At 40.1% G+C, this 14,280-nt stretch carries 11 protein-coding genes; 1 reads left to right on the top strand and 10 read right to left on the bottom strand.

All coding sequences use genetic code 11. From position 1 onward, the window contains the following. Window positions 1-353: 353 nt before the first annotated feature. Together ACFO4R_RS08100 and ACFO4R_RS08095 are read right to left on the bottom strand one after the other, a co-directional pair. Window positions 354-1,715 (bottom strand): APC family permease, encoded by a 1,362-nt coding sequence (locus tag ACFO4R_RS08100; RefSeq protein WP_379788583.1) that lies wholly within the window; start codon window positions 1,713-1,715, stop codon window positions 354-356. Between the two features lie 453 nt (window positions 1,716-2,168). Then, the gene (locus tag ACFO4R_RS08095) at window positions 2,169-2,867 is read right to left on the bottom strand and encodes a cysteine hydrolase family protein (RefSeq protein ID WP_379788582.1); all 699 of its coding nucleotides are present in this window, start codon (window positions 2,865-2,867) and stop codon (window positions 2,169-2,171) included. A gap of 959 nt (window positions 2,868-3,826) precedes the next feature. Here ACFO4R_RS08095 and ACFO4R_RS08090 point away from each other — a divergent pair. Beyond that, entirely contained in the window at window positions 3,827-7,249 is a 3,423-nt protein-coding gene (locus tag ACFO4R_RS08090; RefSeq protein WP_379788581.1) for a pyruvate carboxylase, read from the top strand. A 99-nt stretch (window positions 7,250-7,348) separates the two neighbouring features. Here ACFO4R_RS08090 and ACFO4R_RS08085 read toward each other — a convergent pair whose 3' ends face one another. From ACFO4R_RS08085 to rplU, 8 genes are all read right to left on the bottom strand, one after another. Further along, on the bottom strand, window positions 7,349-8,074 hold the full coding sequence (locus ACFO4R_RS08085) for a copper amine oxidase N-terminal domain-containing protein (protein WP_379788580.1): 726 nt from the start codon (window positions 8,072-8,074) through the stop codon (window positions 7,349-7,351). A 181-nt stretch (window positions 8,075-8,255) separates the two neighbouring features. Beyond that, window positions 8,256-9,122 carry a pyridoxamine kinase gene (locus ACFO4R_RS08080; RefSeq protein WP_379788579.1) on the bottom strand — a complete coding sequence of 289 codons (867 nt, stop codon included), beginning with the start codon at window positions 9,120-9,122 and terminating at the stop codon, window positions 8,256-8,258. Window positions 9,123-9,399: 277 nt separating this feature from the next. Further along, on the bottom strand, window positions 9,400-9,654 hold the full coding sequence (locus tag ACFO4R_RS08075; protein WP_379788578.1) for a GlsB/YeaQ/YmgE family stress response membrane protein: 255 nt from the start codon (window positions 9,652-9,654) through the stop codon (window positions 9,400-9,402). Window positions 9,655-9,857: 203 nt separating this feature from the next. Then, a complete protein-coding gene (locus ACFO4R_RS08070) occupies window positions 9,858-11,138 on the bottom strand; it encodes a DUF2254 domain-containing protein (protein ID WP_379788577.1) in 1,281 nt (426 codons plus the stop codon). A gap of 421 nt (window positions 11,139-11,559) precedes the next feature. After that, complete coding sequence (locus tag ACFO4R_RS08065; protein ID WP_379788576.1) at window positions 11,560-12,840, bottom strand: serine hydroxymethyltransferase; 1,281 nt, start codon at window positions 12,838-12,840, stop codon at window positions 11,560-11,562. 180 nt (window positions 12,841-13,020) lie between these two features. Further along, window positions 13,021-13,308, bottom strand: a complete 288-nt coding sequence (gene rpmA / locus ACFO4R_RS08060) for a 50S ribosomal protein L27 (protein ID WP_379788575.1) — start codon at window positions 13,306-13,308, stop codon at window positions 13,021-13,023. After that, on the bottom strand, window positions 13,308-13,640 hold the full coding sequence (locus ACFO4R_RS08055) for a ribosomal-processing cysteine protease Prp (RefSeq protein WP_379788574.1): 333 nt from the start codon (window positions 13,638-13,640) through the stop codon (window positions 13,308-13,310). The genes rpmA and ACFO4R_RS08055 overlap by 1 nt, the downstream gene beginning before the upstream one ends. 5 nt (window positions 13,641-13,645) lie before the next feature. Continuing rightward, window positions 13,646-13,951, bottom strand: a complete 306-nt coding sequence (gene rplU / locus ACFO4R_RS08050) for a 50S ribosomal protein L21 (protein ID WP_379788573.1) — start codon at window positions 13,949-13,951, stop codon at window positions 13,646-13,648. Window positions 13,952-14,280 lie beyond the last annotated feature (329 nt).

Below are 14,280 nucleotides of genomic sequence, written 5' to 3'. Positions count from 1 at the left end.
CCGCCAATACATTTAGTTGCAATGTGTTTGGTGGGTTTTTCGATTCTAAAACTGTCAAAGACGGGATTATATTTTAACGACTATTTCTTGTCAAATATAATATCTTTATCATTACCGAAAAATGGATACTAAGGAAATACGCACAAAGGCACAAAATGACTTCCCCTTTGATTCACAAAGTGTAGAAATCCCTCCAAATAAAAGCTTTCAGGAATGGGTTTGTTCAAGAAAAACTAAATTTCTACTACTTTTTCGAATTATGAGGTGTTTTCCTGACGTTCTGAAACAAAAACAAGAGATGGTCTTACAAAACCATCTCTAAAAAAACATACCCCATTTTCATAAAATTAGAATCATTTACTGTTTATAGGTGTATTTTCCGGGTTAATGATAACGGGCTTCCACGCATCCGGTTCCGACTTCTGCTTATACCTTGCATATAGCCAAAACCCTATGCCTATAACAGCATACCCCAATAACGTAAACCAAGCTCCTATCTCCATAGCCATGACAGAAGCAATCAAAACCCAAACACAAAACAAAACTCCGACAGTAGCAACTATATTTGCATGCTTAACATAAAATGGTCTTTCCCAATTAGGTTGTTTTTTTCTCAACTTCAAAAAACTCAATACAACCATCAAATAAACTAATCCTGCTGCAATTCCATATATTGTATAAATGTAATTTACCCAAGTTTCCGGCGCAAAAACGGTAAAATAAACCGAAGCTACACCTACGAGAATATTAGCTATATGAGGCTGACCATTTTTATTGATCTTTGCAAATACAATAGGAAATTGTCTTTGCTTTGCAGCTCCATATAATGTACGTGAAGCAGAAAGCCAAAAACCCGACAAGGTAGTTAAGCAAGTTCCCGTTCCCATAACTACGAGGACTACTCCTAACCAGTGTTTCCCTATAATATCTGCAACCCTTGGATCGACAATATCAGTTTCGGCTATCCATTGCTGACTAACAATTCCTCCTACTCCAATTACCGCAAGACCATAGATCAGAACAGTCAGAAACAAAGAACCGATAAAAGCTAATATAAGTTTTTTTCTTGGAAAATTTGTTTCTTCAGATAATTGAGGAATCAAGTCAAACCCTACAAACTTCATGATCAAAAGCCCTACCGCGGCACTATATCCACTGAAACCTTCGGGAAAGATAGGCTTCATAGTATCCACACTCCATTGCTCACTCCCGATAAATGTTATCGAAGCTAAAATAGAAACAACCAGAGTCGACCAAAATAATACATTCTGGATTCTTGCTAAAAATTTAATTTCAAAATTTGTCAAAATAAACCAAACCAAAAGAATTACAGCCGCAATAATTTTAACCTGTAAAAATGTTACCGGAAACAAGTATCCCAACATACTCGCTATCCCATAAGATACAGTAGGCATCGCCATAATGTACAAGAGCATTACACACCAAAAGCAAAGCCATCCCGAATTCCATCCGAAAGAATTCGATATCCAAATATTAGCTCCCCCGGCATAAGGCAACATACCCGTCAACTCAGCATAAATCAAGCACAAAGATAAGACAAGTACAGCACAAGTAATCAAAGCTACCGAAGAACCTACCCCACTCAATTCAAACCATAATTTAATCTCTACCATCCACGCTGCAATCATTCCTCCTGCAGCCATTGCAATAACTTGAAATAGTCCTAACTCTTTCTTGAATTTATTTTCGCTCATGACATTCTCCTAATTCAGATAAATTAAGTTTTTTTATTTAAGTTTACCAAATCAAAACTCTTCGATTATACCAATCAAATCTATTTTTGACTTACCTTCTCAAAAAAACCTTCCTATCTACACCAAAGAACAGCTTTTAATTCCAATCCAATTTTTCCATTTTAAATATATTCCAAGAAACTATCGCTAACAAAGGACATGTCATATTGCTTACTGTCATTTTAGAATATGAAAAATATGCAAAATGAACAGTTCAAAAAACATATCTTTTATATACACACTTCCGTTTCAATTATGAAGTATCCTTATAATGCTTATATTCCATACAGTAAAGAAAGATCGGCTGTTTTCTTTAAAATCTTCATCCCATTTGTCCTATTAAAAAATCCGATCTTTCTTTACTCAAATTCTTCCTCATATAGAAAGCATTCAAATCACGAACAAACTATTTCCCTATATTTTTTCCTTAATCAGCTTGATTACATCATCCGATTCCATTACATAGGTATAGATAATATTCATAATTTTCAGTTCCGTATCATGCAATTGCATATCAGGAGCTGCACAGGCATCATCTATTGTTATGACCTGATATCCCGCGTCAGCCAGACCTCTTACCGTGGAAGCTACACACTGATCCGTTACGATTCCGCACACCACTACCGTGGTAATTCCCATATTTTGAAGTAGTTGCAAATAGTTTGTTCCTGTCGTAACACTATCTGTAGTCTTATTTACAACAATCTCATTTTTCCGGGGTGTTAATTCTTTAACCATTTCCGCAGCATAGCTGTCTACGTGGAGCAACATCCCGTTCCACCCTTCGGTCTTTTGAACAGGAGAACGGTCTTCCCCATCCTCACGCAAACATGCGATTCTTCCAAAGCTGACAGGCAAATCGTTCTCTCTAAAAAAATCCAAAACCTTTCTTGCATTGGGTATTACAATCTTCTCCAATCTGTCATAGTGAGGTTCCCATCGTTCCCAGTCCCCCGCTTCTTTAAATCCCAGAGCCTCTCCGAAATCCTTCAAGCAAAATTCATTCTGAAGATCGACAATAAGTAACATCGTTTTTTTTGGTTCAATAACATAGTCAGGAAACTCTTCAACACCATCATAATAGAAAGATAAAAATTTACGATTTAGTTTCATACTACTTCGCCTCCTTACCACACACCAAAATCAATATACCTGTTACAAAAGCCATATTGGCCCAAATACACAACTACTTTTTAAAATACAGAATATTGTGTATTCTTATACATAATTGTAACATACTGTTTGTATATCTGTCAATACATTATGCTTGTATATTTCGTAATTATAGTGTACATATTTCCTTGCAATTCCTATTTATGATACATTTAATTATAAATATGATATTCTAAAAACCACTGCAGTTATATGCTTTATTTTACCTTTCACAAAAATCTATTCGTTTAGCATAATTATAATCAATTGAATCATATTATTCATTTTTCTTTTAATTTAAATCCTATTGTTACATGTCTTTCAAATGCTTATTTTTAAATATTTATTGGTTTTTTTCATGCGTTAAAGCGTGTATAAAAATGAATGATTGACATATACTTTCTTGCATGTTATAGTAGTCCCTAGAATGTTGTATAAAAATTCACAGGTTCTTCTATGTTTTAGGGCTGACAATACTTTCGAACGAAGGAGCGAAGAAGATTCTCTGACCCTATATCCGACAGAAATATTATCGCACCTATTTCCACAGCCAATAAAATCAGTTCCGTCTCCCACGAATTACAGAACTTTGATATCAGGACGTATCTGAAAACTAAAGATAGTTATATAATATCAATAGAACAATAACCGGACAGAAAAATATCCAAATGTTACAAACTTGAATGTTGTCTAATAAAATCAAGCAGTTTAAAAGATTTTGTAACTGTCAGGATAATCCTCTTAAATTGTATCGTTAGCTTCTACTGAAATTTTATTAATCTGTTTTTTATATTATTGAGACGTTTTCAGATATGTCCCAACAATAAATAACATTATTAGTAACTGATGAAGAACCAATTGTCCGTCTGCACAGTTCAAATCGAGAATAGTATAATCGAGATAAAGAAAGGATGTAAACCATGCAAATAAAGCAGTTTAAAAAAGTTTTGGTCGCCAACCGCGGAGAGATCGCTATAAGGATTTTTCGCGCTCTATCCGAACTTGGAATAAGAACGGTAGGTATCTATTCAAAAGAAGATAAATACTCTCTCTTTCGTACCAAGGCGGATGAATCTTACCTGATAGGAGAGAACAAAGGTCCCATCGATGCCTACCTCGATATGAAAGGTATTATACAGATCGCAAAGTCCAAGCAGGTCGATGCCATCCACCCCGGTTACGGTTTTCTCTCCGAAAACGCTGAATTTGCACAGTTATGTAGGGAAAACGGCATTGAATTTATCGGTCCCGAATCTGAAACCATGTTGCAGATGGGCGACAAAATCAGCGCAAAAGAAGTCGCGCTTCAATGCGGTGTCCCAACAATCCCCGGATACCAACATCCCATTAAAAATTATACGCAAGCCCTCAATATCGCAAAAAAAATTGGATATCCCGTTATTTTGAAAGCGGCCAATGGCGGTGGCGGTCGCGGAATGAGAATCGTTTCATCGAGTGAAGCGATGCAGACGGAGTTTCAAAACGCAATGAGTGAGTCCATCAAAGCCTTTAACTCCGATGTTATCTTTATGGAAAAATACCTTCTGCACCCCAAGCACATCGAGGTACAGATCCTCGGAGATAAGTACGGAAATATTGTTCACCTCTTTGAGAGAGACTGCTCCCTCCAACGCCGGCATCAGAAGGTGATCGAATTTGCTCCTTCTTTTTCTATCGATGAAGATACAAAGAGTCGTCTTCTTTCTGATTCCGTCAAATTGGCAAAGAACGTAAACTACAGCGGTGCAGGTACAATGGAGTTTCTCGTGGACAGGGAGAACAACTATTACTTCATCGAAATGAACCCTCGTATACAAGTAGAACACACCGTTACAGAAATGATAACAGGCATAGACATCGTTCAAAGCCAAATTCTTATTGCCATGGGACATCCCTTGAGTTCCAAAGAAATTAACCTCCCTTCTCAAGAGAGCATCGATGTACGAGGATTCTCCATCCAGTGTCGTGTTACGACCGAGAACCCGAACAAAAATTTTATGCCCGACACCGGAAAGATCTCCGTCTATCGAAGCGCCTCCGGTTCCGGGATTCGTCTTGACGGCGGAAACGGTTTTACGGGAGCCGAAATCAGCCCCTACTACGACAGCTTGCTCGTAAAGACGACTTCTTGGGATCGAACCTTTGAAGGTGCTGCAAGAAAAGCTCTTCGCTCAATCAAAGAGTTTCGGATTCGAGGAGTCAAGACCAACATTCCCTTCCTAATCAATGTGTTGAATCACCCGACCTTCCTGAAGGGAGACTGTTACACTTCCTTTATCGAAGATACAAAGGACCTTTTTGAGATCAAGGGAAGCAAAGATAGAGCGAGCAAGTTGATGAATTTCATCGGAGATATCATTGTCAACGAACGCTATGATCCGAAGATCGAAGATGTTCGCATTCCAAACGTTCGATTTCCCTATGAGGAAGGCGGAACCAAACAACTGTTTGAGAAATTGGGAGCGGAAGAGTTCGCTCAAAGGATAAAACGGGACAACAAGCTCTATGTAACGGACACAACCATGAGAGATGCCCACCAGTCACTTTTTGCCACAAGGATGAGGACCTACGATATGTTGCAAATTGCTCCGGCATGTAACAGCGCCTTCAAGGATGCATTTTCAATGGAAACTTGGGGAGGAGCGACCTTCGATGTCGCCTATCGTTTTCTCAAAGAGTCTCCTTGGAGACGCCTCGAAAAACTTACCGAACTTATGCCCAATGTTCTTCAACAGATGTTGCTGCGCGCTTCAAACGCTGTCGGATATAAAAACTACCCCGATAATGTCGTTAAAGAATTTATCAAGGTGTCTGCCAAACAAGGAGTTGATGTATTTCGAATCTTTGACAGTCTCAACTGGATGGAGAATATGAAGCTTCCCATAGAAACAGCTCTGAGTACAGGAAAAATCGTCGAAGGAACCCTCTGCTACACCTCAGACATTCTCGAGAAAAAGAATACGAAGTACAATTTGGAATACTATGTAAAAAAGGCGAAAGAACTGGAGTCCATGGGCATCCATATATTGGGAATCAAAGATATGGCGGGGCTTTTAAAACCTTATGCTGCTAAGGAGTTGATCTCTACCTTGAAGAAGGAGGTCGATCTCCCCATCCATCTGCATACTCACGATACTTCCGGAAATGCAGTCGCCACTGTACTCATGGCTGCGGAAGCCGGTGTCGATATTGCCGATATGGCCTTGGAATCTATGTCGGGGTTGACTTCTCAGCCTTCCCTAAATGCCGTCGTCGCGGCTCTCCAAAACACCCCCAGAGATACCGGTCTCAATCTCCATCACCTAAATGAAGTGAGCAATTATTTCAAGGAGGTCCGCAAGATCTATTCCAAGTTTGAGCCCGAGTTGAAAACCCCTTCCGTGGAGATCTACAGATACGAGATCCCGGGAGGTCAATACTCCAACCTTCTGCCCCAAGCCAAGTCCTTAGGACTTGCAGATCGATTCGAGGAAATCAAAGAAGCCTATCGTGAAGCAAATCTTCTTTTGGGAGATATTGTAAAGGTAACCCCTTCCTCTAAAATCGTGGGGGACCTCGCTATCTTTATGGTAAAGAATAATCTGACCAAAGAAACCATTTTTTCACAAGGAGCGGATTTGTCCTTCCCGGATTCCGTAGTCGAATTTTTTATGGGCTATATAGGACAACCCGAGGGAGGATTCCCTAAAAAGTTACAAGAAATTGTTCTAAAAGGCAGGGAGGAGATTTCGGTCCGTCCCGGACTGCTTCTTCCCGATGAAGATTTCCAAGAGATCGGAGACCGCTTAAACTCTCTTTATACAGATATTGCAAATCCCCGAAACATCTTGAGTTACGCTCTATATCCCAAGGTGTACTCGGACTACTGCAAACACATCGAGCTTTACAACGACATTAGCAACCTCCCCTCTACCGTCTTCTTCTACGGACTGAGAAAGGGGCAAGAGATCGATGTTGAGATTGAGGACGGAAAGGTTCTCAACATCCGTTACACCGGATACAGTGAGGCCGACGAGCAAGGTATCCGCTCCGTTTATTTCGAATTAAACGGCTCTTCAAGAGAAGTCGAAGTCCTTGATCGCTCCGTGGAAGTGAAGAAGGACAGCCGAAGGATAGCAGAAAAAGGCAACCCGAAGCACATTTCACCTCCAATTCCGGGAACGGTTACCGATATACTCGTAAAAGCAGGAGACCCCATTGTTGTAAATCAGCCTCTCATGGTCGTAGAAGCCATGAAGATGGAGACGACTGTTCTCTCTGCAAGCGAAGGAAAGATTGAACAGGTTTTAATTTCCGTCGGTGAAACAGTAACCGATAACGAATTGGTGATCACTCTGGAATAAATCCTTGTAGAAAGGGAAACAAAAAAGCTATCTTCTCGAAAACGAAGAAGATAGCTTTTTTAACCTGTTTGATGAGATGGTTTTTATGATACTATTGTTTTATTTACCGGGCAAAAATCCTTCCGCTACGGCATCCGCCTCTGAATAGAAATACTTGTCCCCCCTGCTCGGATTCATTTTTATCTTATCGTAGTTCTTGGAACCGGGAAGATAGTAGAACTTTTCACCCTTATTGTTGATATTACCCTTTATCATCGGCTCTTCCATAGGAAAAATGCTGTTTGAATTCCCGGGTGAGATTACCACATTTACAGAGTTTGCATCTTTAAATGTTTGGTGGGATTCCACTTTTCCATTATCGGATGTATGCTCAACAGGTAGAACCGCCGCCACATTTTTTTGAACGGGAGCGGAACTCCCCGAAGTAATCAGCACAGCCTTGTTTACGGTGTCCCACTGTACTTCCGCACCGAACGCAGTGGCCACAAAATTAAGCGGCACCATAGCCTTGTTTTGAATTATCTTCGCTGATTGCATCATCTCAACATCAACGTTGTTAATCTTTGCCGTTCTGCTGTTAAGTCGTATTTTTACATTACTTCCCTCTTTCTTCAATGTAACGGTTTTGGTTGAAGAATCCCATTTGACTTCCGTTCCCAAAGCAACTCCGACATCGGAAATGGGAATATAGGTAACTCCTCCCACAATTTGGGGCTCTACCTGCGTCTTGAGTTCAACCTGATTGACGACGATGGTCACAGCGTGACTCATACCGGTTGTACAAAGACAAAAGATCAGCAATAACATTCCGATTTTCTTTTTCATGTTCCTTCCTCCTCCAAACATAGTTTACTTCTATAAACAACAACATTCAAAAGTAACACATTTAACACTTACATCATTCCATAATCCTAATGGAGTTTATGCTCAATATAAGCCTTTATGGTTTTATTATATATTACGTTTAAGTATAATTATAGTTCATCAAGCTCCCAAACTCAAGTACCTATATCATTTCATAACTCGCCGAAATCACAGGCAACTTCAGCGTGTCCAAAACTCTCTCAAAGAGAACTCCTTGAATATGATCATACTGAAATCCGTAACTGGCACGGATACACTGGGTCACAAACTGTACTCCTCTATCCAAAGCGATCGGAAGGCTGTCTCCCTGAAGCAGACTACCTATAATCACGCTGGCATATGCATCTCCCGTCCCCGGATAAAAGGCGGGGATATACTTACAACTTACCTTCCAGAAAGTATCGGCTTCTCTCTCATATGCAACGGTATTTGTAAATACTCCTTGCTTATCAGGAATACTGGTGACGATAACTGTCTTGGGACCCATATCAGAGAGTTCTTTCAAGCACCTCTTGATCTCTTCCTTAGTTACCTCATTGGAATAAGGCCTCTGTAACAAATACATTGCTTCTGTAAAATTAGGAGTGATCATATCGGCTTTAGAGACAAGTTGCCTCATTTTTTGAACCATCTCATCATCCATGGTTTCATATAGACTGCCGTTATCTCCCAAAACAGGATCTATTACCACCAAGTTGTTCTCTGTTTTAAAATAAGAAATAAAATCTTCAATGATATCAATCTGCTTGGATGAACCTAAAAAACCGGAATAAATGCAGTCAAACTCCAAACTTTGTCGCTTCCAATTTTCAATGTACTCCCTCATATGATCTGTCAAATCCAAAAAGCTGTAATGTTCAAAATCCGTTGTAGAGGACAATATTGCTGTGGGCAACGGGCACACCTGCACCCCCATCGTTGATAGTATCGGGAGTATCATTGTGAGCGATGCCCTTCCTATTCCTGATAAATCATGGATTGCTGCAACATTTTTTACCGGTCGTTTCATTCTTAATTACTCTCCTATGCCTGTCAAACTGGTTATTGAGTCCAAAAAATCGTTATATCTAAACATATTATTCTTAATTTTCTAAAGATATATACTATAAGATAAAGCAAAATTATCCAATTGTCAATATCTTAAAAACGTTTTCAGTTTAACAAATCTCTAAACTATCGATTTTGCATTGCTTTCAGGAATGATTTCATTTTGAAAAAAACTTCGGCCTCAATCAGAAATATATTTTCTTTTGAAGCCGAAGTTTTATTATGCAACTTATATTATTCTATCTTTTGCCTCCCAGCATATTTAATACCGTAAGCAATATTACCGCACCTACTACGGAAATAAAGATGCTATAGAGATTAAAGCCCGTAACTCCGGCACCTCCGAATGAGCTTGCTATAAAGCCTCCTATCATCGCTCCTACAACACCTACAACGATATTGGCTATAGCACCCATGCTTTGGTTCTTTCCCTTAATAATACTTGCGATCCATCCGGATAACGCTCCTAAAATAATCCAACTTATTGCACCCATCTCGGTTCTCCTTTCATATCTTTCATATTTGGTTCATTATTATTTATACCCTAAAATCAAGAATATAAATAAGTTTAATGAATTCTATCAAAAAATATATGCGAACATCGGATGTCGATTTATCGTTCATATCTGTCAAACTCATTGAAGCATCGGAGATATCTTTTTCAATCCGGTTTTTTATCTTCCATGTTTCATTTTGATCACATTCCTTGTATCAACACAATCCTATGATAGATGTCCTTCAAATATTTGCGATCGTAGTCATTTCTCTTCATATCGATATCACTTTGATAGATCTCCTGAACATAGTTGAGGATGATCTCCCTGTTTTCTTTGCAGGCGTTATGATACAACAACTCCATTCCTTCGAGAAGTGCGTGCATCACGGACACATCCTCCTTCCCATAGTGAAGGATCTGATAGAAGGTCTCGTACAGATCTTGAGAAAAACTATGGCAGGTATATGCGATCTGCACATTCTCATCCTCTCTTATCGCAATATGATGCGCTGCACTCTTGGACAACAGGACAAGTAAGAGGCTGATTTTTCGAATACAGTGGATAGCCGTATTGGGATCATTGATGCCCGGAGATATCGCCCTCAATGTAATTTCGACTAACTTTGTAATACCGTAACGATAATCGTTCATAAAAACTTTTTCCTCTTGTACGAGAAACGCCCTGTTGAGCTTGGAACTCAAATCTTCGTCCGGAGTTCCCTTCTCACTTTTGCTCAAATAGCCCAGGACCGTGCCCTCCGTAATATAGTCCCCCACCTTACATTCGATCACAAACTTGTTCGGTTCCTCCTTCAACAGATCAGTGATCATCGAATAATCGACCAAACTTAAATACCCGTTTATCTCCGAAATCACAGGAACAGCATCCCCCTGCGACTGGTAGACAAATCCGTCGTTTTCTTCCCTCTTTTTGACCTCTTGACGGATCACCCCGAGAGCTTCCTCATAGATCTCGCTGATCAGGTTCGTACTTTGCATACTGTGGATCACTTTTTGGACAAAGAGGATGAAATAGATCATCGATACAACGGCATAGACAACTCCCACAAATCCCGCTATCACCATTTTTTCTTCTAAAAGATCCCTCATGAAAATTAAGGAAGTGATGCTATAGAAGAAACCTCCGAAAAAAATTCCGAGTACCTTCATCGTGATCTTCTGCTTTACAAAATTTTCAATTACCCTCGGGGAATAATTAGAAGAATAGTTGACCATAATCGATAAGATCGTCGAAAACGTGAATGTCGTAATGGTAAGCTGTGCTCCCGCAAGAGCTGCAAGTACAGTTTTTGCCAAACTCACACTGGTAAAAAATATGCGGGGAATATAGTCCTGAAACTCCCAATACCTCAAATCGATCAGCATTACAAATACCAACAATATCAGAGAGTATACAATGTACTGTGTATTGTATATCCAAGTACGGTGATTGAACTTCCAAATTCTGAGTCTTTGAATCATATGACCTCCACAATAATGATAACAAAATTTCGTTTTTATACCATTGTCTTTTGAAACTGCTCTCTTGAGTGTTTTAAAATATATGATCACCCAAACCGTTTTTCGGCAATGGTATATTTCTATACTCTGACAATTCGATCGGAAAACATCGACTATAATCTTCGATTACCAAGTAATACAAATATCACCCAAGAAAAGTATTCTTTCCGTTCCAAAATGTCTATCTCTTTGTTGCTTCACTGTATTTTATACTATTGTTCATTCATTCAAGCGATTGATGTTTCGACTCTTTATTCTATGGGTGATAAATCAATTGTTCAGCTTATGAATGTAACCACACTTCTAGCGAAGAATAGTGCCGAATACAAAACAGTCTGCTGCAACAAAGCTACAGCAGACCGCCTATTGATATCAATACATCTTATTTATCCCAAAAGTTCTGTCCCCAGTGAAGAACCTTCTCACTCTTGTTCTCATAGATAGGGAATTTCTCTGTCAAAGATTCCGCGATATCTCTTGCCTTTGCAATATCGTTGTCGATCAATGCTACAGAGATCGCCTCTCCGATCTTTTTCATCTCCTCTTCTTTCATTCCCCTTGTCGTAACAGCGGGAGTTCCGATACGGATCCCTGATGTTTTGAAGAAGTTTTGCGGATCAAAGGGGATGGAGTTCTTATTGACGGTAATTCTCGCTTCATCCAATCTCGTTTCAGCTTCCTTACCTGTAATTCCCTTGTCGATCAAACTTACGAGCATCAAGTGGTTGTCCGTTCCGCCCGATACGAGTTTAAAGCCGTGAGATTGAAGGGATCCCGCCAAAGCAGTTGCATTGTCGAGCACCTGTTTTTGATAGACCTTAAATTCTTCCTGCAACGCCTCTTGGAAACAAACCGCTTTTCCGGCTATGATATGCTCCAACGGTCCTCCCTGGATCCCCGGGAAGATCGCCTTGTCAACCTTAGCTGCATATTCTTCCTTGCAGAGGATCATACCTCCGCGCGGTCCTCTCAAGGTCTTGTGTGTTGTCGTTGTCACAAAGTCTGCATACTCGCAGGGGTTCATATGGTATCCTGCTGCAATGATGCCTGCGATATGAGCCATGTCGACCATCAGATAGGCCCCTACCTCATCCGCCACTTCCTTCATCTTCTTAAAGTCGATCTTTCTGGGATATGCACTGGCTCCCGCAACGATCATCTTAGGCTGTACCTCTTTTGCCCGAGCTCGTAGAACATCGTAGTCGATCATCTCGGTTTCCTTGTCTACACCGTAATCAAAAAAGGTAAAGTACTTACCCGAAATATTGACAGGAGAACCGTGAGTCAAGTGCCCTCCCTGCGAAAGATCCATTCCAAGCACCTTGTCTCCGTGTTCAAGCATTGCAAAATACACTCCCATATTAGCTTGAGAGCCCGAATGAGGCTGAACGTTGGCATGCTCCGCTCCAAAAAGTTTCTTTGCCCGATCAATCGCTATATTCTCCAGTTCGTCTACAAACTCACAACCTCCATAGTAGCGTTTGCCCGGGTAACCTTCCGCGTATTTATTTGCAAAACAAGTACCCATCGCTTCCATCACAGCATCGCTGACAATGTTTTCGGAAGCGATCAGCTCCAAGTTTTTTCTCTGTCTATCCAACTCCTTTTTCAAAACCTGAAAAACTTCTTCATCCGTATGTGCCAAATGATAGTAATTATACATTACAACTTCTCCTTTCAATTTGCTTTCTCTTGAGATAAGCATCATTTCCATTTCGATTTTCTTTAAAACATCGTCTTTGTTGCTACGGGAAAATGATTTCTTACTTTTTCATCATATCACAATTCAAGCAATTATTCCAATAAAAAAGAACCGGTCAGACCGATTCTTTTTATCATTCTGTTATTGATTTACCGCCGGAACGATACTTACCTGCTTACGCTTCTTGTCTTTTCTCTCGAATTTTACATGTCCGTCTACCTTTGCAAACAAGGTATCGTCTCCACCTCTGCCTACGTTTGTTCCCGGATGGATTTTCGTTCCTCTTTGACGAACCAGAATGGAACCTGCCGTAACCAACTGTCCGTCACCTGCTTTTACACCAAGTCTTTTTGCAGCGGAATCACGGCCGTTCTTGGAAGAACCTACTCCCTTCTTACTCGCAAAAAGTTGAAGATTAATTCTAAGCATCAGTGCACCTCCTCTATCATGAGTTTTATATGCTTTTTGTACGTTTTTTCCAAATCTTTGAGATTGAGCACAAGTGTATCCAACATCACCTTTACTCTCTCGTCGTTTTCCAAATACGAGGTAGGCAATTGAAACGAAAAATATCCGTCCTTCACCCGATAAGAGAGCTTGTAGCCCAACACTTCCGTCAATCCGTTAAATATCGATTGCACCAAGATCGAAACCCCGGCACAAACAATGTCTTCCCCTCTCTTAGCATAGTCAGCATGCCCTTTAAGGGAAATTTTCCACCTTTTCTTGCGACTGTCTTTTGTGATCAAAACACGAATCATAGTTCTTAGCCTTGAATACTTTCAATAGCCAATTCCGTGTAAGGTTGTCTGTGTCCTTGCTTTCTTCTGTAGTCTTTTTTCGGCTTATACTTGAAAACAATCACTTTATCACCTTTGCCGTGCTCGACTACCTTTGCGCTTACCTTTGCAAACGCCGCTCCTTCTCCAACGACAACTTCGCCATCCTTGCCCAGAGCCAAGACTTTCAAGTTTACTGTTTCTCCGGCTTGAACATCGAGCTTTTCAACACGAATCACATCGCCTTCCTGCACTCTGTATTGTTTTCCACCTGTTTCAACAACTGCGTACATATTGCACCTCCTCTTTTGAGAACTCGCCACGCCAGGCAATGAGATTTTTATAGGATCTCATATTTACAAACCTGAAATGAGCGGCTTATAACTTCATTATCATACCAACCCTTACGATTTTTGTCAAGTTCTTTGCAGGATTATTCTTGTGTACAATATAGACACAAAGCGAAAAAGTTATTTCTACTTCAGAGAAGGATATGCTGTTGCCTCTTGCATTGCTGAGCACCTGCAAATCGGACATAACTATTCTTCCGTTCGGGAGTTTGACAGTTTAAAAGGGAAAAAATCACTATAAGCATTCTAAATGCTTTATTTTTTTGTCAAAT

Source organism: Filifactor villosus, from assembly GCF_042652965.1.
In the GTDB taxonomy this organism is placed as follows: Bacteria; Bacillota; Clostridia; order Peptostreptococcales; family Filifactoraceae; genus Filifactor; species Filifactor villosus.
The sequence above is the reverse complement of the archived record's forward strand: the minus strand, read 5'-3'. Positions and strand labels throughout refer to the sequence as shown.